Origin of the sequence: Micromonospora sp. NPDC057141, assembly GCF_042670805.1 — a bacterium.
GTDB lineage: Bacteria > Actinomycetota > Actinomycetes > Mycobacteriales > Micromonosporaceae > Micromonospora.
Map to the genome: position 1 here is coordinate 1 of NZ_JBHUVA010000069.1, position 20,521 is coordinate 20,521.

General features: G+C 70.9%; 16 protein-coding genes. 7 read left to right on the plus strand and 9 right to left on the minus strand.

Annotated features, from left to right (window positions below; all coding sequences use genetic code 11):
* Positions 1–42: 42 nt before the first annotated feature.
* The 8 genes from ACFT41_RS25735 to rpmH form a co-directional block, all read right to left on the minus strand.
* Positions 43–1,083, minus strand: coding sequence for a ParB/RepB/Spo0J family partition protein (locus tag ACFT41_RS25735; protein WP_377586343.1), 1,041 nt, complete (start codon positions 1,081–1,083; stop codon positions 43–45).
* 27 nt (positions 1,084–1,110) lie between these two features.
* Complete coding sequence (locus ACFT41_RS25740) at positions 1,111–2,451, minus strand: AAA family ATPase (RefSeq protein ID WP_377586345.1); 1,341 nt, start codon at positions 2,449–2,451, stop codon at positions 1,111–1,113.
* Positions 2,452–2,715: 264 nt separating this feature from the next.
* Entirely contained in the window at positions 2,716–3,429 is a 714-nt protein-coding gene (gene rsmG / locus ACFT41_RS25745) for a 16S rRNA (guanine(527)-N(7))-methyltransferase RsmG (RefSeq protein ID WP_377586397.1), read from the minus strand.
* Between the two features lie 211 nt (positions 3,430–3,640).
* Positions 3,641–4,234 carry a protein jag gene (locus ACFT41_RS25750; protein ID WP_377586347.1) on the minus strand — a complete coding sequence of 198 codons (594 nt, stop codon included), beginning with the start codon at positions 4,232–4,234 and terminating at the stop codon, positions 3,641–3,643.
* A 213-nt stretch (positions 4,235–4,447) separates the two neighbouring features.
* On the minus strand, positions 4,448–5,431 hold the full coding sequence (gene yidC, locus ACFT41_RS25755) for a membrane protein insertase YidC (protein WP_377586349.1): 984 nt from the start codon (positions 5,429–5,431) through the stop codon (positions 4,448–4,450).
* 3 nt (positions 5,432–5,434) lie between these two features.
* Positions 5,435–5,722 (minus strand): membrane protein insertion efficiency factor YidD, encoded by a 288-nt coding sequence (yidD, locus tag ACFT41_RS25760; protein ID WP_377586351.1) that lies wholly within the window; start codon positions 5,720–5,722, stop codon positions 5,435–5,437.
* Positions 5,719–6,135, minus strand: coding sequence for a ribonuclease P protein component (gene rnpA / locus ACFT41_RS25765; protein WP_377586353.1), 417 nt, complete (start codon positions 6,133–6,135; stop codon positions 5,719–5,721). The genes yidD and rnpA overlap by 4 nt, the downstream gene beginning before the upstream one ends.
* 36 nt (positions 6,136–6,171) lie before the next feature.
* Complete coding sequence (gene rpmH / locus ACFT41_RS25770; RefSeq protein ID WP_117668129.1) at positions 6,172–6,309, minus strand: 50S ribosomal protein L34; 138 nt, start codon at positions 6,307–6,309, stop codon at positions 6,172–6,174.
* A 620-nt stretch (positions 6,310–6,929) separates the two neighbouring features.
* Here rpmH and dnaA point away from each other — a divergent pair.
* From dnaA to ACFT41_RS25795, 5 genes are all read left to right on the plus strand, one after another.
* A complete protein-coding gene (gene dnaA / locus ACFT41_RS25775; RefSeq protein WP_377586355.1) occupies positions 6,930–8,858 on the plus strand; it encodes a chromosomal replication initiator protein DnaA in 1,929 nt (642 codons plus the stop codon).
* Positions 8,859–9,740: 882 nt separating this feature from the next.
* Positions 9,741–10,874, plus strand: a complete 1,134-nt coding sequence (dnaN, locus tag ACFT41_RS25780) for a DNA polymerase III subunit beta (RefSeq protein ID WP_377586357.1) — start codon at positions 9,741–9,743, stop codon at positions 10,872–10,874.
* A 40-nt stretch (positions 10,875–10,914) separates the two neighbouring features.
* Positions 10,915–11,787 (plus strand): phosphogluconate dehydrogenase (NAD(+)-dependent, decarboxylating), encoded by an 873-nt coding sequence (gnd, locus tag ACFT41_RS25785; protein ID WP_377586359.1) that lies wholly within the window; start codon positions 10,915–10,917, stop codon positions 11,785–11,787.
* 16 nt (positions 11,788–11,803) lie between these two features.
* A complete protein-coding gene (gene recF / locus ACFT41_RS25790) occupies positions 11,804–12,937 on the plus strand; it encodes a DNA replication/repair protein RecF (protein WP_377586361.1) in 1,134 nt (377 codons plus the stop codon).
* Positions 12,927–13,565, plus strand: coding sequence for a DciA family protein (locus ACFT41_RS25795; RefSeq protein WP_377586363.1), 639 nt, complete (start codon positions 12,927–12,929; stop codon positions 13,563–13,565). Before recF ends, ACFT41_RS25795 begins: the two co-directional genes overlap by 11 nt.
* Positions 13,566–13,585: 20 nt before the next feature.
* Here ACFT41_RS25795 and ACFT41_RS25800 read toward each other — a convergent pair whose 3' ends face one another.
* Positions 13,586–14,140 carry a hypothetical protein gene (locus tag ACFT41_RS25800; RefSeq protein WP_377586365.1) on the minus strand — a complete coding sequence of 185 codons (555 nt, stop codon included), beginning with the start codon at positions 14,138–14,140 and terminating at the stop codon, positions 13,586–13,588.
* A gap of 518 nt (positions 14,141–14,658) precedes the next feature.
* Here ACFT41_RS25800 and gyrB point away from each other — a divergent pair.
* Complete coding sequence (gene gyrB / locus ACFT41_RS25805; RefSeq protein WP_377586367.1) at positions 14,659–16,605, plus strand: DNA topoisomerase (ATP-hydrolyzing) subunit B; 1,947 nt, start codon at positions 14,659–14,661, stop codon at positions 16,603–16,605.
* A 265-nt stretch (positions 16,606–16,870) separates the two neighbouring features.
* A complete protein-coding gene (gyrA, locus tag ACFT41_RS25810) occupies positions 16,871–20,518 on the plus strand; it encodes an intein-containing DNA gyrase subunit A (protein ID WP_377586399.1) in 3,648 nt (1,215 codons plus the stop codon).
* Positions 20,519–20,521: the final 3 nt, after the last annotated feature.

Genomic DNA, 20,521 nt, shown 5'->3' on the forward strand with positions numbered 1-20,521 from the left:
GGTCCTGGGTGGGACGGCGCGGCCGGCGGCAGGCGTGGCGGGTCAGTCCTCGGGTGTCTCCTCCTGGCCGACCCCGATGATGCCGACGATCCGCTCCAGGTCGTCGACCGTGGCGAACTCGATAGTGATCTTGCCCTTGCTCCGGCCGATGTCCACCTTCACCCTGGTGTCGAAACGGTCGGAGAGCCGGTCCGCGAGATCCGTGAGGGCCGGGGCATGCGCCGTGGTCCGCCGCTTCGCGGCCGGGGCCTTTTCCGGCCCGTCCGCCAGCGCGAGCGCGACGATCTCCTCGGTCGACCGGACGGAGATCCCCTCGGCAACAATGCGCGCGGCGAGCTGCTCCTGCGCCTGTGCCTCGTCCAGGCTCAGCAGCGCGCGGGCGTGGCCGGCGGAGAGCAGCCCGGCGGCGACGCGGCGCTGCACCTGGGCGGGCAGGTTCAGCAGCCGGATGGTATTGGATATCTGCGGGCGGCTCCGGCCGATCCGGCGGGCCAGCTCCTCGTGGGTCGCGCCGAACTCCTCCAGGAGTTGCTGGTACGCAGCGGCCTCCTCCAGCGGGTTGAGGTTGGCCCGGTGGATGTTCTCCAGCAGGGCGTCCCGGAGCATGGCGTCGTCCCGGGTGTCCCGGACGATGGCGGGAATGTTCTCCCGGCCGACCGCCTGCGCGGCCCGCCACCGGCGCTCGCCCATGACGAGTTCGTACTTGTCGCCGTCCAGTGCCCGCACCACGATCGGCTGGAGGAAGCCGACCTCCTGGATGGAGGTCTTCAGCTCTTCCAGGGCCTCCTCGTCGAAGATCTGGCGGGGCTGCTTCGGGTTGGGCACGATCGCGTCGACCGGGATCTCAGCGAACCGGGCACCGGGCACCGGGCTGAGTTGAGGCTCGGCGGGCTGCATGACCCCAGGGGTTTCGACCTCGATCGGTGCCACCGCCGGTCCCGGCCCCGGTGCCATCGCCGGGGCCGGGACGGGCGGCTCGCCGTCGTCGGGCATCGCCGTCGTCGTCTCGACGGGCTGGACCGGACCGGTGGGAATCAGCGCCCCGAGCCCTCGACCCAGACCACCCCGAGGACGGTTCTTCATACGACGCCTCCCAGCGACTCGTCCGCACTACGCATTCCGGCTCACCGGCTCCTTGACCCCACGCTCGGCGATCTCCTGGGCGGCCTCGAAGTAACTCGTCGCCCCCCGTGAACCGGGATCGTAGGTCATGACCGACTGGCCGTAGCTCGGTGCCTCGGAGACTCGAACGTTCCGGGGGATCACCGCCTGGAGAACCTTGTCGCCGAAGTGGTTCCGGACGTCCTGCTCCACCGCGTCGGCCAGTCGGGTACGCCGGTCGTACATGGTGAGCAGGATGGTGGAGACCTCAAGCCTGGGGTTGAGATGCTTGCGGACCAGGTTGATGTTGTTGATCAGCTGGTTCAGCCCCTCCAGCGCGTAATACTCGCACTGGATGGGGATGAGCACCTCCTGCGCGGCCACCAACGCGTTGACGGTGAGCAGACCGAGCGACGGCGGGCAGTCGATGAAGACGTAGTCGAAGTGGCCGGGGTAGGCGTCGATCGCCCGGGACAACCGCGACTCGCGGGCCACCACGGACACCAACTCGATCTCGGCACCCGCCAGGTCGATCGTGGCCGGCACGCACCAGAGATTGGGGATGCCCTCGACGCCCTGGGCCACCTCCTCCAGGGGGACGCTGTTGATCAGGCAGTCGTAGACGTCCGGTACGCCGGTGTGGTGCGGGACGTTCAGCCCCGTCGACGCGTTGCCCTGCGGGTCGAGGTCGACCACGAGAACCCGGTTGCCGTGCAGGGCGAGCGCCACCGCCAGGTTCACCGTGGTCGTGGTCTTCCCCACGCCGCCCTTCTGGTTGGCGACGCACATCACCCGGGTCCGCTCCGGGCGCGGCATGGTCACCTCGCCACTCGGATTAAGGATCTGCACGGCGCGCATAGCCTCCATAGCCAACGGTGGGTCATCCTCTTCGCGCGTCGGGGTTTCACGTGAAACGTACGCGGCATCCGCCGGTTCGGTGCCATAGGCCCCGGCCGGCGGAACCGGCGTGTCGACTGGAACGGCGGCCGTCGGGGCCGCGTCGGGCACCACGTGCGGTGCGGGTTGCTGGGGCAGGACGGCGGCGGGCCGGGGTGGTGGCGACTCGAAGCGGGCGGAAAGCCCCGCGTCGGGGCGGCCGGTCGCCGGGGCGCCGGAGCCGCCGTAGACCGCCCCGGGCCCCTCCGCCCGGGGACTGGCGGTGCCGCTGCCCATGCCGACGGCAGGGACGTCACGGCGGGAGGCCGGGCCGCCGCCGGTCGGGCGCACCGCCGCGCTGCGGGGATCACCGGGCCAGCCGTGCTCGTCGGTTTCACGTGAAACGGGGCCCGCTGCGGACTTCTCTCCGCGACCGTTCACCCGTGGATCGTCGTACCTGCCGTCGTCATGCACCTGTCATCCCTACCCGCTCCGGATGGTCGGCCCGCACCCCGTCGTCTTGGCCACGCTCGTTCGCATCACGGAGCCTACGGCCCGGCGGGAGCGGCCGGGACCCCCTCGGGGTCAGATGCCGCCCGCTCCACACTATCGACGCGCGGTCAGCCTACGGCGGACGGGCGCGGCCGGTCCACGCCGGGTTTCCCGCCCGCGCGTACCCGCATCCGTTTCAACGACCCGACCTGCGGCGGGAAGCCGGCGCGCTGGGAAGAAGTCGGGTCAGCGGCTCCGGCGGCGTCCGCCGCGCGAGCGCTTCGCCGCCGACTTGACGCGGGGCTGGTTCACCACCCGCTCACGCACGATCTCCACCATCGTCGCGGGCGGATCGATCACGCCGACCCCGCAGCGCTGCACGGTCGGCTCGCCCCCGCCCAGCTTCGCGACGGCCTCGGCGTGCTCCGCGATCTCGTCGGCCGCAGATGCGCCCTTCATCGCCACCAGCCTGCCGCCGCGCACGGTCAGCGGCAGGCACCAGGCGGCGAGGCGGTCGAGCGGCGCGACGGCGCGAGCGGTGACGATGTCTGCGCTGAAGGGGCCGGCCCCGGTGGAGCCGGTCGCCGCCTCCTCGGCCCGCCCCCGGAAGACCCGAACCGTCTTCGCCAGCCCCAACTCCTCGACCACCTCGACGAGGAACGCGGTGCGGCGGGCCAGTGGCTCGACCAGCGTGACCGTCAGGTCGGGACGCGCGATGGCCAACACCAGCCCGGGTAGGCCGGCACCCGAGCCGACGTCGATCACCGACGCGTCCTGCGGGATCCGTTCCGCCACCGCGGCGCAGTTGAGCAGGTGCCGGTCCCAGATCCGCGGTGCCTCCCGCGGCCCGATGAGGCCACGGACCACCCCGTCGGTGGCGAGCAGTTCCGCGTACGCGGCGGCGAGCTCCAGCCGGTCGCCGAAGAGGGCACGGGCGGCCTCCGCCAGCTCCGGCGGCAGTGTCGCGACGGCCGGATCCGGTGCCTCCCCGACCGGGCGGGTCGGCGCGTCCCCGGGGGCCGACGCCGTCACGCCGGACGGCGTTGCCTCGGCTCCGGGCGTACCGCTGGGCTTTTCGTCGGCCGGCCCTGGCCGGGCAGGCGACGGCCCGGGCGGCGTGCCACCCGGGCCGGACACGGCTGCAGCCGTGCTGTCGTCGTGGGTCACCCGATCAGTCCGCCGGCCGGACGACGATGCGGCGGTTCGGCTCGACGCCCTCGGACTCGCTCTCCACGCCGCTCATCGCGTTGACGACGTCGTGGACGCACTTACGCTCGAAGGCGGACATCGGCTCGAGACGCACCGGCTCCCCGTACTCCTTGACCTTCTCCACCGCGTTCTTGGCGACGGCGGCGAGCTCCTTGCGGCGGGTGGCGCGGTATCCGCCGACGTCGAGCAGCAGCCGGCTCGGCGTCCCGGTCTGCCGGAACACCGCCAGCCGGGCCAGCTCCTGGAGCGCCTCCAGGGTGGCCCCGCGCTGCCCGACCAGGTTCTGCAGCCGACCACCGACCACCTCGACCATCGGACGCCCACCGGACACCAGCTCGTCGATGTCCCCGTCGTAGTCGAGGATGTCGAGCAGCCCCTCGACGTAGTCGGCCGCGATCTCGCTCTGCCGGAACAGCTCACTCTCGGCCGGCACCTTCTTCTCCCGGGGAGCGGCCCCGGTTTCGGCCTCCTCCTCCTCGATGTCGTCGGTGGCCTCGATCGGCGTGCTCTCCTCGTCCACTGACTGGTCAGCGCTGGGGATGCTGGTCTCGGTCACGGTCTCATCTCCGTACTCGCTCGGCCGGACCGTCGGGTCCGCTGGTTCCCCGGGGCCGGCGGGAGATCGCCGGTGCCCACGGGCACGTCTGTACGGGCGGCTGTCGCCCGCGACCGCGCTGCGCGCGGCGGGTCCGGCCCGGCGCTGCCTCACGGGCGGCGGCCAGGGCCCGGTCCCGTCCGCGCCGGACGGGCCGGCGCGGACGGGGAGGCGTCAGCCCTGGCGCTTGGCCGGGCCGCTCTTCTTCGGGTTGACCGGCTTGGCGCCCGGCTTCGGGCCGGCGACCTTCGGCGCTGCCGGGGACTGCTTGACCGGGGCGGGGGCGGCCTTGCGGCCGAACAGTCCGGCGGTCCTGGCCGGCTGGACCGGGCTGTTGGACTTGACGCCGGTGCGGCCCGGGGTGGGCGGCGGCGGGTACTTGCGCAGCACCCACTGCTGCTGGCCGAGGGTGAAGAGGTTGTTCGTGACCCAGTAGATGATCACACCGATCGGGAAGATCGCGCCCGAGACGAGCAGCGACAGCGGGATGCCGTAGAGCATCAGGCGCTGCACCATCTTCTGCTGCGGGTCCTCCGCCCAGCCGGTCTTGAGGATCATCTGGCGGCTGGTGAGGTAGGTGGTGCCCATCATCACCAGGACCAGGATGCCGGCGATCACCTTCACGGTGGTGCCGTTGGCCCCGAGGCGGGCCAGCTCGTCGGCGGTCGAGCCGAACTTGCCGGCGATCGGGGCGGTGAAGAGCTTGGCGCTGGAGGCGCTGTCGAACTGCTCGACCGTCCAACCGTAGAGAGTCTTGTTGATCTTGGCCGGATCGAGGCGACGCAGTACGTGGAAGAGGCCGAGGAAGACCGGGATCTGGAGGAACATCGGAAGGCAGCCCATGAGCGGGTTGGCCTTTTCCTTCCGGTAGAGCTCCATCATCTCCTTCTGGAGCGTCTCCCGGTCACCCTTGTGCTTCTCCTGGAGCTCCTTCACCTTGGGCTGGAGCGCCTGCATGGCCCGCTGGGACTTGATCTGCTTGACGAAGACCGGGAACAGGATCACCCGGACGGTGACCACCAGGAAGACGATGGCCAGGATCCAGGCCCAGTTCGTCCCGATCACCGCGTCGACCGGCACTCCGATGGCGTCCCAGGCCGAGTGCCAGGTCAGCAGGATCCACGAGATCGCGTAGTAGATCCAGTCCAGACTGAACAATTCTCAGGCTCCAGTCACTTCGGCACGGCGGCGACCGCCCGGCTCGGGCACCGGGTCGTGTCCACCAGGGTGAAAGGGGTGGCAGCGCAACAACCGTCGGACCGTCAGACCGACCCCCCGAATCGCCCCGTGCCGGGCCACGGCCTCAAGGGCGTACGCACTGCACGACGGGTAGAACCGACAGCGGGCCGGCAGCGCCGGGCTTATCCAACGACGGTACGCGATGATGGGGCCGGTCAGCACCCGGGCACCCAAGCTCGTCGGCCGCGACGCCGTGGAATCGCTGCTCATCGGGGCCGCCGCCCCCGGGGGGTGCGGGCTGCGGCGATCGCCGCGTCGAGGTCGGCCCCGAGCCGGGCACACGACGCCTCGGCCGCGGCCGGGAGGGCCCGTACGACCAGGGTGCTGCCCTCGGGCAGGGCCGCGAGCCGCTCGCGGACCAGGTGCCGCAGCCGACGGCGGACCGTGTTACGGACGACGGCCGGGCCGACGGCCTTCGACACGACGAAGCCGGCGCGGGTCGCTGCGGAGGTGTCCTCCGCACCGGTGGTCCGCGCCGGCTTCGGCGAGGCGTCCGTCGGTGTCCCCGGTGTGCCGGGCAGGTTCAGGTGGACCACGACCACGCCACGACCAGCCCGGCGACCAGCCCGGACCGCTGCGGCGAAGTCACTGCTGCGCCGCAGTCGTTGCGCGGCCGCCAGCACGACTGCCCACGTCCCCCGGACCGGCCTCGGTCGGCCTCAGGCCGACAGGCGGGTGCGGCCCTTGGAACGACGGGTCGAGATGATGGCGCGGCCGGCCCGGGTGCGCATGCGCAGCCGGAAGCCGTGGGTCTTCGCGCGCCGGCGGTTGTTCGGCTGGTAGGTGCGCTTGCTCACGTCAGGCTCTCCGTTTTCGTACGCCCCGGGGGCGGGACCGCCGGGGTCGTGTGGTGGTCCAGGCCACCTCGGCGGTGGCCCCCGATCGGTGCTGCCCGGCGGCGCGGGACCTCGACGATGCGGGGAAGGCGACCGCGGACAGCAAGCACGCACCACCCTAGCAGAGGGCGGCAGAGCAGCCGTTCCAGGCTACGCAGAGGGGCAATGAGCGTCAAACACCCCGCCACGGCCCCCGCAGGCCCCTGACCACGGCCGAAGCGCTGCTTTTCACTGATGTCGCCAAGGGCGCCGCCGCGCCGACGGTTGATGGCCCCACCCTCACGCTGTTAGCGTGCGCGTTTGCGGTCGGCGTCGTCGCCCCGTTCCCGTCGTCGGGCGAGACGGTCTTCGTCGAGCAGGACCGGACTCGGGCAAGACCCGACCAGGCAGTGAATCGTTCGGCACGGTGAAACCCGCTTCAGCGCCCGTCCAGACAGGGGGCAGGTCCCACCCGCCTCGGGCGGGGGGCCACAATCGGTCAGTACACACAGGCTGTGGATAACTTGTGGATAACGGCCGGTGAGTCGTCCGACTGGACCACAGCGGCGGTCGGGAGCAGAAGCGAGGGGGGTGGCACGACGGTGGCCGGTACGACCGACCTAGCCGCGGTGTGGACGGCGACCACGGACGAACTCGCCGACGAGATCATCTCCGCGCAGCAACGCGCGTACCTGCGACTCACCCGGCTCCGCGCAATCGTCGAGGACACCGCCCTGCTCTCCGTTCCGGACGCCTTCACCCGCGATGTGATCGAGTCCCGGCTGCGACCGGCCATCACCGAGGCCCTGACCCGGCGACTGGGCCGCCCGATCCAGGTGGCGGTGACCGTCCGACTCGCCGAGGACCCCTCGGGCCGCCCCGCCGGCACGGTCTACCGCAGCGCCCCGGACACCGACCCGGGAGAACAGCCCGCCCTCGACGGGGCCGTCGGCTTCGACGCCCCACCGGTGTTCGACCCCCGCGGGTACGACGAGCCCGGCGCGAGCCGGCACGAGCCCGCGCACGGGATGCCCGGCTTTCCCGCCCCGGCCCACCCGGGTCGCGACGAGCCGGGCGACGCCGACCAGGCGTGGTCACCCCACCCGGGCCAGGACGACACCGCCGGGCATCCCGAGCGCGGGTCGGCCGAGCCGGGACAGCCGGGACAGCCGGGGCCCGCGTCCCGGCCGACGACGGCCGACGACGGGCACCGACCGGGGCTCGTCCCGGCCGCCCGGGACGCCCAGGAGCCCCTGTTCGGCGACGCCTTCGCCGAACCGCTGCTGCCGGGTGCCGACCGGCGCGGCTTCGAGGAGCGGCCCCGGGTCGACGTCGCCGGCGCGGCCCGGCCCTACGAGGCCCGATACTCGGCCGGCGCCGTGCCGTCCCCTCAGCGGTTGCCGCGCGACGGCGGCACGGACAGCGGACCGGGGCGCAGTGGCATGGATCACCGTCCGGGCGGCCGGGACGACCGGCGGCTCCCCGGCGGCGCGGAGACCGGGGGGAACCGGCTCAACCCGAAGTACATGTTCGAGACGTTCGTCATCGGCTCGTCCAACCGGTTCGCGCACGCCGCGTCCGTCGCGGTCGCCGAGTCGCCGGCGAAGGCGTACAACCCGCTGTTCATCTACGGCAGCTCCGGGCTGGGCAAGACCCACCTGCTGCACGCCATCGGCCACTACGCCACGACACTGGGCAACGCCCGCTCGGTCCGGTACGTCTCGACCGAGGAGTTCACCAACGACTTCATCAACTCGGTGCGCGACGACAAGACGAGCGCGTTCCAGCGCCGCTACCGCGACGTCGACATCCTGCTGATCGACGACATCCAGTTCCTGGAGAACCGCGAGCGGACCCAGGAGGAGTTCTTCCACACCTTCAACACGCTGCACAACGCCAACAAGCAGATCGTCGTCACCTCCGACCGGTCGCCGAAGCAACTCGCGACGTTGGAGGACCGGCTGCGCACCCGGTTCGAGTGGGGGCTGCTCGCCGACATCCAGCCGCCCGACCTGGAGACCAGGATCGCGATCCTGCAGAAGAAGGCGGCCCAGGAGCGGCTCTACGCGCCGCCGGACGTGCTGGAGTTCATCGCGTCCCGGGTGTCGAACTCGATCCGGGAACTGGAGGGGGCGCTGATCCGGGTCACCGCGTTCGCCAGCCTCACCCGGTCGACCGTCGAGCTGTCGCTGGCCGAGGAGGTGCTGCGGGACTTCATCCCCGACGGTGCCGGCCCCGAGATCACCGCCGACCAGATCATGGTCTCCACCGCCGACTACTTCGGGGTCAGCCTGGAGGATCTGCGCGGGCACTCCCGTTCCCGGGTGCTGGTCAACGCGCGCCAGGTCGCCATGTACCTGTGCCGGGAGCTGACCGACCTGTCGCTGCCCCGGATCGGGCAGGCGTTCGGCGGTCGGGACCACACGACCGTCATGCACGCCGACCGGAAGATCCGCCAGCAGATGGCGGAGCGCCGCTCGCTCTACAACCAGATCGCCGAGCTGACCAACCGGATCAAGCAGACCACCTGACCCGTACGCCACCCACGCCCACGCCCGCAGGCACGGCGACCGACGCCCGGCCGACCACGGCCGGGCGTTTTCGCGTCCGGGGGGCGGCGGACCCCGTCTCCGGCCACCGAGCCGGAGGTGACGCCGGTCACCTCCAAGCCCCGGATCCGTTCTCCACAGGGCGTGCCAGGACGCTTCGCGTTGACCCTCGACCCGGTGGAGGCCCCAGGATCGGGTCGTGCTCGTCCACAGTTTCCACATCCTGTCCACATGCGGTTGTCCACAGATGGTGGATAACTACGTTCCGTCCGACCTCGGTTACCCACAGGCTGTGGAAAAACCCTGGAGACGAACCTGTGGACGCCTGTGGACACCTGTGGACGATGCCTCCCGTCGCCCACAGGCGGGAGGCCACCTGTGGGCTTCCTGTTGAAGGTTCTGGGGATAACCACACGAAGACCGGCGCGGCGCGTCCACAGGACTGGGGAGAAAGTCTGTGGATAACCGGTGGATAACCGGTGGACGGCGGTGGACAACCCGGTGGATCGGAGAGCCTGTGGACGACCGGCCCGGTTTTACCCCGGGTTCTCCACAGGATAACCACCGGTGGATAACGTGTCTGAGCTGCGCAGACGCGGGTTTTCCACAGTTTCCACAGGTGCTACGAAGACGACGAGTTTGTTCTTCTAAGAGAACAAAAACCAATCATCACCGTTGGACTTCCTGTGGATGGGGTCGGAACGGCCGGAGACAGTCGCTCCGGCACCGGCCCGATCCACGGGGTCGGGCGCACAGCCGATGCCCCCGCGCCCTAAGGTGCGATGGGAACCCGCACAGCCGGGCGGGACGGTGGGCAGCGGTCGGCATGAGAGAGTTGTCGCTGACGTCGACGCGGAGGCATTGATGAAGTTCCGAGTAGAGCGCGACGCGCTCGCCGAGGCCGTGGCGTGGACCGCGAAGAGCCTGCCCAACCGGCCGTCCGTGCCGGTGCTGGCCGGGGTGATGCTCCGGGTGACCGACGGCAACCTGCAGGTCTCCGGCTTCGACTACGAGGTCTCCAGCCAGGTGACCGTCGAGGTGCAGGGCGACGCCGACGGGGCCGCCCTGGTCTCCGGCCGGCTGCTCGCCGAGATCACCAAGGCGCTCCCCGCGAAGCCGGTGGACATCGCCGCGGTCGGCGCGCACCTGGAGCTGGTCTGCAGCAGCGCGCGGTTCACCCTGCCCACCATGCCGGTGGAGGACTACCCCGCCCTGCCCGAGATGCCGGAAAGCACCGGCACGGTCGACGCCGCCGCGTTCGCCGCCGCCGTTGCCCAGGTCGCCGTGGCCGCCGGCCGGGACGAGACGCTGCCGATGATGACCGGCGTCCGCATCGAGCTCACCGGCGGCAACCTGGCCATGCTCGCCACCGACCGCTACCGGCTCGCCCTGCGCGAGATGGAGTGGCACCCGGACGACCCCGAGGTGAGCATCAACGCCCTGGTGCCGGCGCGCACCCTGCACGACACCGCCAAGGCCCTCGGCCCGCTCGGCGGTCACGTGACGATGGCGCTCTCCCAGGGCGCCGCCGGCGAGGGCATGATCGGTTTCTCCGGCGGCACCCGGCGCACCACCAGCCGGCTGCTCGACGGTGCCAACTACCCGCCGGTGCGCTCGCTCTTCCCCGCCAGCCACAACGCCGAGGCCCGTCTCGCCGTGAGCACCCTCATCGAGGTCGTGAAGCGCGTGGCGCTGGTCGCCGAGCGCACCACCCCCGTGCTGCTCAGTTTCAGCTCCGACGGCCTCGTCGTGGAGGCGGGCGGCACCGAGGAGGCGCGGGCCAGCGAGGCGATGGAGGCCACCTTCACCGGCGACCCGCTGACCATCGGCTTCAACCCGCAGTACCTCATCGACGGTCTGACCAACCTGGGCGCCCAGTTCGCGCAGCTGGCGTTCGTCGACGCCTTCAAGCCGGCGGTGATTTCCCCCGCAGGCGAGGATGGCGAGGTCATCCCTGGGTACCGGTACCTCATCATGCCGATCCGCGTCTCCCGCTGATCGCGCACACCCGACCCGGACGCAGCGGAGGTAGGAACACATGCAGCTCGGCCTCGTAGGACTCGGCCGCATGGGCGGCAACATGCGCGAGCGGTTGCGCGCCGCCGGTCACGAGGTGGTCGGCTACGACCGCAACGCCGACCGCAGCGACGTCGCGAGCCTGGCCGAGCTGGCCGAGAAGCTCGACGCCCCCCGGGCCATCTGGGTGATGGTTCCGGCCGGCGTCACCGACGCCACCATCGACGCCCTCGCCGAGCACCTCGGCGAGGGCGACATCCTCATCGACGGCGGCAACTCCCGGTTCAGCGACGACGCCCCCCGGGCCGAGCGGCTCGCCGCACGCGGCATCGGATACCTCGACGCCGGCGTCTCCGGCGGCGTCTGGGGCAAGGAGAACGGGTACGCCCTGATGGTCGGCGGCGCGCAGGAACACGTCGTCCGGCTGATGCCGATCTTCGAGGCGCTCAAGCCGGCCGGCGAGTTCGGCTTCGTGCACGCCGGCCCGGTCGGCGCCGGCCACTACACCAAGATGGTGCACAACGGCATCGAGTACGGCCTCATGCACGCCTACGCCGAGGGCTACGAGCTGCTGACCAAATCCGAGCTGGTCACCAACGTGCCGGGCGTGTTCAAGTCCTGGCGCGAGGGCACCGTCGTCCAGTCCTGGCTGCTCGACCTGCTCGACCGGGCCCTCGACGAGGACCCGGACCTGTCCGACCTGAGCGGCTACACGGAAGACACCGGCGAGGGCCGGTGGACGGTCGACGAGGCCATCCGCCTGGCCGTGCCGCTGAACGTCATCGCCGCCTCGCTGTTCGCCCGGTTCACCTCCCGGCAGGAAGACTCGCCTGCCATGAAGGCCGTCGCCGCCCTGCGCCAGCAGTTCGGCGGCCACTCCGTCCACAAGCGCTGAGCCGCGTCCACCGCCCGTGTACGTCCGCCGGCTCGAACTGGTCGACTTCCGCTCCTACGAGCGGGTCGCCGTCGACCTCGAACCCGGCCCCAACGTGCTGGTCGGCGCCAACGGCACCGGCAAGACCAACCTCGTCGAGGCGCTCGGCTACGTGGCGACGCTGGGCTCGCACCGGGTCGCCACGGACGCCCCGCTGGTGCGGCTGGGCACCACCTCGGCCGTGATCCGCTGCGCGGTGGTGCACGACGGCCGGGAACTGCTGGTCGAGCTGGAGATCGTCCCCGGCAAGGCCAACCGGGCCCGGCTGGGCCGCTCACCGGCCCGGCGGGCCCGCGACGTCCTCGGCGCGCTGCGCCTGGTGCTGTTCGCCCCGGAGGACCTGGAGCTCGTCCGCGGCGATCCGGCGGAACGCCGCCGCTACCTCGACGACCTGCTGGTCAACCGCCAACCCCGGTACGCCGGGGTGCGCGCCGACTACGAACGGGTCATCAAGCAGCGCAACGCCCTGCTGCGCACCGCGTACCTGGCCCGCAAGACCGGCGGGACGCGCGGCGGTGACCTGTCCACCCTCGCCGTCTGGGACACCCACCTGGCCCGGCACGGGGCCGAACTGCTCGCCGGTCGGCTGGAGCTCGTCGCCGCGCTCGGCCCGCACGTCACCAAGGCGTACGACGCGGTCGCCGCCGGCAAGGGCGCGGCAGGGATCGCGTACCGGCCGTCGTTGGAGCTGACCGACCCGACGGCGGACCGGGCCGCGCTGGCCGAGGCGCTGCTCGCGGCGCTGGCCGAGTCCCGGTCCGCCGAGGTCGAACGCGGCACCACGCTGGTCGGCCCGCACCGCGACGACCTGGCCCTCACCCTCGGCCCGCTGCCCGCCAAGGGGTACGCCAGCCACGGCGAGTCCTGGTCGTTCGCCCTGGCCCTGCGGCTCGCCGGGTACGACCTGCTCCGCTCCGACGGCATCGAGCCCGTGCTGGTGCTCGACGACGTCTTCGCCGAGCTCGACGCGGGCCGCCGGGAGCGGCTGGCGGGCCTGGTCGGCGGGGCGAGCCAGCTGCTGGTGACCTGCGCCGTGGACGACGACGTGCCGGCCGGCCTGCGCGGCGTCCGCTATCAGGTCGGCGAGGGGGAGGTGCGGCGTGCCGGATGAGCAGGAGCTGCCGCCGGCCCGGCTCGGGCCGCGTACCCCCGCAGTGGGGTCGGGGTCGGGCGGCCCGGCCGCCGAGAGCAGCGGCAAGGGCGGTGGCGGGGGCAACGGCGACGCGCCCGCCGGGGCGGCGGGGCCGGAGCTGGCCCGGGCGGTGCTGGACGCCGCGCGGTCCCGGCGGGAGGCGGCGGCCAAGACCCGCCGCCGCAGCGTCGTCTCCGGCGACGGCGAGGGCGGCCGGCGGCTGCGCGGCTACTCCGGGCCCGGGCCGGACCCCCGCGACCCGCAGCCGCTGGGCGTCGTGCTGGGCCGACTGATGAAGGCGCGCGGCTGGGAGCAGCCGGCCGCCGAGGCGACGGTCTTCGGGGCGTGGGAGCGGGTCGTCGGCTCCGAGGTCGCCCAGAACAGCCGCCCGGTGAAGCTGGAGAACGGCGAGCTGACCGTCGAGGCCCGGTCCACCGCGTGGGCGACGCAGCTGCGGCTGCTCGCCGCCTCCCTGCTCCGCCAGATCGCCAGCGAGGTGGGCCACAACGTGGTGCGCAAGCTGCACATCCACGGCCCGGCCGCGCCGTCCTGGTCCCGGGGGCCGCGCCGCGTCCGGGGCAGGGGCCCTCGCGACACGTACGGCTGACCCCCGCTGCCCGGGCCGGGTCAGGCGTCGGCGTAGACGGCGAAGCCCCGGTCGGCGCAGCGGCGGTAGAAGGCCGCCAGCACGCCCAGCTCGGCACAGGTGAAGTCCCACTGCGGTGGGTCGCCGTTCTCGTCGCGCAGCGCGTCCAGGCGCGTGCCGAGCCAGCGCAGCTGCTGCTCGGCGAGACGGCCGTCGGCGAGCAGCCCACGCAGCACGGTGCTGACCGAGTCGAAGGTGACGGTCTCCCCGTGTGGGCGGTGCCCGGCCACGAAGCGCTCCATCCCGCCGGCGATCCAGGCACAGCCGTCCGGGTCGATCACCGGGTCTTCGTCCTCGGCCGCGTTCTCCGTGGCGTAGAGCACATTCTCCAGCCCGAGCAGCAGGTCGACCAACTCCGTGTACGCGGTCGCCCGGACCGTACCGGTCTTGGCGACGTGTTCGGCGAGGGCCGCCGTCGGCGCGGAGATCCGCGGCACGTCGACGATCTCGCCGAAGTCGACGAACTCGGCCGGTGCGACCGGATCGTAGAAGCGGCCGGTCCGCGGCCAGTGCACCGCGACGTTGTCCAGCCCCATCTGGCGTCACCCCTTGAGAGCACGTGTCGAAGCGTTCGGGTCGATCGTCCGGTTCCGACCGGAAAAGATCAAGACCGGCCACGCTGGGCGCCGCAAACCTACGCCCACCGCCCGTCCCGTCGCGACCCCGACCCCCCGTGTCCCGGCGGCGACGCCGTCACCCGATCCGGGGCTCGCCCGTAGGGGGAGTCGTGGGTGGCGCGGTTCGGCCGGCTACGGAGTTCTCAGCCGCCGCGAAGGGGTGCCGAGTGGCGGTTCTGTCGTCTGCGCACAGTAAGATTGAGGGCGAGACGAAGACCCGACACGGTGCGACGGACACGGGCCCCACCGGCCCGAGATCATTGTCCCACGTCGGGTCGAGCCGATCGCGATCCGCGGGCATCCGCGGCGACCGGCGCTCCGGCCCGTGCCCCGGTTCACGCCCGGTGCCGGTCCGCGCGCCGACGTCGCGTCCTGTCCGCCGAACCCGCGCCCGACTCGCCGCTTGCGGCGCTGGCGGCGCGAGAAAGTGGCCGAGGGTGGCAGCGCAGGACAAGCAGGAGTACGGCGCCGAGTCGATCACCGTCCTCGAAGGGCTGGAGGCGGTCCGCAAGCGGCCGGGCATGTACATCGGGTCGACCGGCGAGCGCGGTCTGCACCACCTGGTGTGGGAGGTCGTCGACAACGCGGTCGACGAGGCACTTGCCGGCTACTGCGACACCATCGACGTGGTGCTGCTGGCCGACGGCGGGGTCCGGGTCACCGACAACGGGCGTGGCTTCCCGGTCGATCTGCACCCCAAGTTGAAGAAGCCCGGCGTCGAGGTCGCGCTCACGGTGCTGCACGCCGGCGGCAAGTTCGACGGCAAGGCGTACGCGGTGTCCGGCGGTCTGCACGGCGTCGGTGTCTCCGTCGTCAACGCCCTCTCCACGAAGATGGCGGTGGAGATCCACAAGTCCGGCTTCGTCTGGCGGCAGCAGTACGCCAACTCCAAGCCGTCGTCGCTGGAGAAGGGCGAGACCACCGACCGCACCGGCTCGGCCGTCTCCTTCTGGCCCGACGCCGACGTCTTCGAGACCGTCGACTTCGACTTCCAGACCATCTACCGCCGCCTCCAGGAGATGGCCTTCCTCAACCGGGGCCTCGCCATCCACCTGCTCGACGAGCGGGTCGGCGAGGGCGAGGAGGGCAAGACCCGCGAGGTCACCTTCTGCTACCAGGGCGGCATCGCCGACTTCGTCCGGCACCTCAACGCCTCGAAGACCCCGATCCACAAGACGGTGGTCGAGTTCGGCGCCGAGGAGGAGGGCATGTCGGTCGAGATCGCCATGCAGTGGAACGAGTCGTACGGCGAGTCGGTCTACACCTTCGCCAACACGATCAACACCCACGAGGGCGGCACCCACGAGGAGGGCTTCCGGTCGGCGCTGACCAGCGTGGTGAACCGCTACGGCGCGGAGAAGAAGCTGCTCAAGGGCGACGAGAAGCTCTCCGGGGAGGACATCCGCGAGGGCCTCGCCGCGATCATCTCGGTCAAGCTGGCCAACCCGCAGTTCGAGGGCCAGACCAAGACCAAGCTCGGCAACACCCCGGTGAAGAGCTTCGTGCAGCGGGTCTGCAACGAGTGGCTGGTCGACTGGTTCGACCGGAACCCCGCCGAGGTGAAGATCATTATCACCAAGGCGTCCCAGGCCGCCCGCGCCCGGATCGCCGCCCAGCAGGCGCGCAAGCTGGCCCGCCGTAAGTCGCTGCTGGAGTCCGGCTCGATGCCGGGCAAGCTCGCCGACTGCCAGTCCACCGACCCGCGTGAGTCCGAGGTCTTCATCGTCGAGGGCGACTCGGCCGGCGGCTCGGCCAAGCAGGGCCGCGACCCGCGTACCCAGGCGATCCTGCCGATCCGCGGCAAGATCCTCAACGTGGAGAAGGCCCGGATCGACCGGGTGCTGAAGAACAACGAGGTCCAGGCGCTGATCACCGCGCTGGGCACCGGCATCCACGACGACTTCGACATGGAGAAGCTGCGCTACCACAAGGTGGTGCTGATGGCCGACGCCGACGTCGACGGCCAGCACATCCAGACGCTGCTGCTCACCCTGCTGTTCCGCTTCATGCGGCCCCTGGTCGAGCTGGGCCACGTCTACCTGGCCGCCCCGCCGCTCTACAAGATCAAGTGGAACAAGAAGGGCGACGACGCGCAGTACGCGTACTCCGACCGGGAACGCGACGGGCTGATCGCGCTGCGCCAGCAGAAGAAGCCCAACGCCAAGCCGGACGACATCCAGCGGTTCAAGGGCCTCGGCGAGATGAACTATCCCGAGCTCTGGGAGACCACGATGAACCCGGCGACCCGCACCCTGCGCCAGGTGACTCTCGACGACGCCGCCACCGCAGACGAGTTGTTCAGCGTGCTGATGGGTGAGGACGTCGAGGCTCGCCGCTCGTTCATCCAGCGCAACGCGAAGGACGTCCGTTTCCTGGACATCTGACGGAGCCGGCGGGCCCGCCCGGTCCTTCACCCGGCGGCCCGCCGATCCACAGAGTTATCCACAGTGTGGCCGGTTTCCACAGCGGTTATCCACAGCACGAAACCGACTCTGATTCTGATAAGGGTTAACAGTGACCGATACCCCCGAGTCCACCCCGAGCGAGCCCGAGGTCCCCGAGACCCCCGCCGCCGCAGTCGTGGCGCACGACCGGATCGAGCCGGTCGGGCTCGAGGTGGAGATGCAGCGCTCCTACCTCGACTACGCCATGAGCGTCATCGTCGGGCGGGCACTGCCGGACGTCCGGGACGGGCTCAAGCCGGTCCACCGCAAGATCCTCTACGCCATGTTCGACTCCGGCTACCGGCCGGACCGGGGCTACGTGAAGTGCTCCCGGGTCGTCGGCGACGTGATGGGTCAGTTCCACCCGCACGGCGACTCGGCGATCTACGACGCGCTGGTCCGGATGGCGCAGCCCTGGTCGCTGCGGTACCCGCTGGTCGACGGCAACGGCAACTTCGGTTCGCCCGGAAACGATCCGGCTGCGGCAATGCGTTACTGTTTGACAGCAAATGTCCGTATTCGTACCGCTGACGGCGCGATCCGGATCGGCGACCTCGTCCCGGACGCCGCGCCGAGCAGCGAGACCGACGTCGAACTGAAGGTCCGCGACCGCAACGGCGACCTGGTGCGAGCCAGCAAGTTCTTCCACTCCGGCGAGCACCCGACGCTGCGGCTGCGCACCCGCGAGGGGTACGAGCTGACAGGCACCCACAACCACCCGGTGCTCTGCCTGGTGGACGTGGCCGGGGTGCCGACCCTGCTGTGGAAGCTGCTCGCCGAGATCGGCCCGGGCGACCGGGTGGTGATTCAGCGGACGGTGCCGGAGGAGATCGGCTACCCGATGCTGGAGCACGTCGAGGCGGCCGTCCTCGCCGGGGCGTTCGTCAGCGAGGGCAGGGTGTCCGAGGGGCGGGCCGGCTTCAACAACACCGACCGGGAGTTCTTCGTCCGGGTCCTCGCGGCCTACGACCTCGCCGTCGGCGGCCCGCGCTACGTCAGCCAGCGCACCGTCGCCTCCGGCAGCCTGCTGCACGAGATCGACGTCCAGGATCTCTCCGTGTTGCGGGGGAGCATCCTCGGCGAGCTGGTCGGGGCGCGGAGTGCCGCGAAGTTCGTGCCGGAGTTCGTCTGGCAGGGGCCGGCCGCGATCAAGCGGGCCTTCCTCCAGGCGCTCTTCGAGGGTGACGGCTCCTCGTCGCTGCTGCCGCGCAACACCATCCAGATCTCGTACTCGACCCGCAGTGAGCGGCTGGCCCGCGAGGTGCAGCAGCTCCTGCTGGAGTTCGGCGTCATCAGCAGGCAGTGCCGGTACGACAGCGGTGAGATCAAGGTCGTGGTGACCAACCGCCGTGACGCCCGGATCTTCGCCCAGCAGGTCGGTTTCCTCGGCCGCAAGCAGGCCAAGCTGGAGTCGGAGCTGGCGGCCGTGCCGGTCAGCAGCCCGGCGCTCTCCGGCGACCACGTGCCGATGGTCGGCGACTTCATCCGCGAACACGGTGCCACCCGGTGGACCGAGCGGGACTGGCTGCGCCGGCACAACGTGGACCGGATCGAGCGCTGGGAGCGGGACCGCGACGAGATCGCGGCCCGGATCACCGAGCGCGAGGTGCTCGACGTGGTCGAGCCGCTGGTCGACGGTCGGTTCTACTACGCCGAGGTGGCCAGCGTCACGGACGCCGGGGTGCAGCCGGTCTACAGCATCCGGGTGGACACCGACGACCACTCGTTCGTCTCCGACGGCTTCGTCAGCCACAACACGGAGTGCAAGCTCGACCCGCTGGCGATGGAGATGCTGCGGGACATCGACGAGGACACCGTCGACCTGCAGGACAACTACGACGGCCGGGCCAAGGAGCCCACCATCCTGCCGTCGCGGATCCCGAACCTGCTGATCAACGGCTCCGAGGGCATCGCGGTCGGCATGGCCACCAAGATCCCGCCGCACAACCTGCGGGAGATCGGCGCGGCGGTGCAGTGGTGCCTGGAGAACCCGGACGTCGACGAGGCGACGACCCTCGACGCGCTCATCGAGATCGTCAAGGGCCCGGACTTCCCCACCCACGGCCTGATCGTGGGCACCCAGGCGATCCAGGACGCGTACCGGACGGGTCGTGGGTCGATCCGGATGCGGGCCGTGGTGGAGGTCGAGGAGGACAAGCGGGGCCGGCCCTGCCTGGTGGTCAGCGAGCTGCCGTACCAGGTGAACCCGGACAACCTGGCCGAGCGGATCGCCGAGCTGATCAAGGAGGGCAAGCTCGCCGGCATCGCCGACATCCGGGACGAGTCCTCCGGGCGTACGGGCATGCGGATCGTGCTCGTGCTCAAGCGCGACGCGGTCGCCAAGGTGGTGCTGAACAACCTCTACAAGCACACCCAGTTGCAGGAGACGTTCGGCGCCAACATGCTGGCGCTGGTCGACGGCGTGCCGCGCACGCTGAACCTGGCCCAGTTCCTGCGCTACTACGTCGAGCACCAGATCGAGGTGATCCGGCGACGGACGGCGTTCCGGCTGCGCAAGGCCGAGGAGCGGGCGCACATCCTGCGCGGTCTGTCGAAGGCGTTGGACGCCCTGGACGAGGTGATCGCCCTGATCCGGCGCTCGCCGACGGTGGAGGACGCCCGGCAGGGCCTGATCCGGCTGCTGGAGATCGACGAGATCCAGGCGACGGCGATCCTGGACATGCAGCTGCGCCGGCTGGCGGCCCTGGAGCGGCAGCGGATCCTCGACGACCTGGCCAAGCTGGAGTTGGAGATCGCCGATCTGAAGGACATCCTGGCCAAGCCGGAGCGGCAGCGGCGGATCGTCTCGGAGGAGCTGGGCGAGATCGTCGCGAAGTGGGGCGACGAGCGGCGTACGAAGATCGTGCCGTTCGACGGTGAGGTCTCGATGGAGGACCTGATCGCCCGCGAGGACGTGGTGGTCACGATCACCCGGACCGGGTACGCGAAGCGGACGAAGGTCGACCTGTACCGCTCGCAGCGGCGCGGCGGAAAGGGCGTCAGCGGGGCCACGCTGCGGCAGGACGACATCGTCAGCCACTTCTTCGTGTGCTCGACGCACGACTGGATGCTGTTCTTCACGAACAAGGGCCGGGTGTACCGGGCCAAGGCGTACGAGCTTCCGGAAGCCAGTAGGGTAGCCAAGGGCCAACACGTGGCCAATCTGCTCGCGTTCCAAGCGGATGAGCAGATCGCGCAGATCATCGAAATCCCGAACTACCAGGTGGCCCCCTACCTGGTACTGGCCACGAAGAACGGCCTGGTGAAGAAGACGCGGCTCGAGGAGTTCGACTCCAACCGTTCCGGCGGAGTCATCGCGATCAACCTGCGCGATGAGGACGAGTTGGTCGGTGCTGCCCTCGTCGCGCCGTCCGACGATCTGCTGCTGGTGTCGAAGAACGCGCAGGCGATCCGCTTCAACGCCACGGATGAGGCGCTGCGGCCGATGGGCCGGGCCACGTCGGGTGTGATCGGCATGCGGTTCAGCGACGAGGACGTCCTGCTGGCCATGGAGGTGGTCCGGGAAGGGCTGGACGTCCTGGTGGCCACGAACGGGGGATACGCGAAACGCACCCCGATCGAGGAATACCCGGTGCAGGGCCGGGGAGGTAAGGGCGTGCTGACTGCGAAGATCACCGAGCGCCGCGGTGGTCTGGTCGGCGCTGTGGTGATCCACCCGGACGACGAGCTGTTCGCGATCACCAGCAACGGTGGCGTCATCCGGACTCCGGTGAAGCCTGTACGCCGTACGCGTGACCGGAACACAATGGGGGTCAAGCTGATGGACCTCCCTGACGGCGTGACTATCGTGGCGATTGCTCGCAATGCCGACGAGCCTGACGAACAGGACTAGTTG

Excerpts from the sequence above, each read along its gene's own strand:
- ACFT41_RS25735 (WP_377586343.1), bottom strand. The coding sequence starts at position 1,083 with ATGAAGAACCGTCCTCGGGGTGGTCTGGGTCGAGGGCTCGGGGCGCTG.
- yidD (WP_377586351.1), bottom strand. The coding sequence starts at position 5,722 with ATGAGCAGCGATTCCACGGCGTCGCGGCCGACGAGCTTGGGTGCCCGG.
- dnaN (WP_377586357.1), top strand. The coding sequence starts at position 9,741 with ATGAAGTTCCGAGTAGAGCGCGACGCGCTCGCCGAGGCCGTGGCGTGG.
- gnd (WP_377586359.1), top strand. The coding sequence starts at position 10,915 with ATGCAGCTCGGCCTCGTAGGACTCGGCCGCATGGGCGGCAACATGCGC.
- ACFT41_RS25800 (WP_377586365.1), bottom strand. The coding sequence starts at position 14,140 with ATGGGGCTGGACAACGTCGCGGTGCACTGGCCGCGGACCGGCCGCTTC.
- gyrA (WP_377586399.1), top strand. The coding sequence starts at position 16,871 with ATGAGCGTCATCGTCGGGCGGGCACTGCCGGACGTCCGGGACGGGCTC.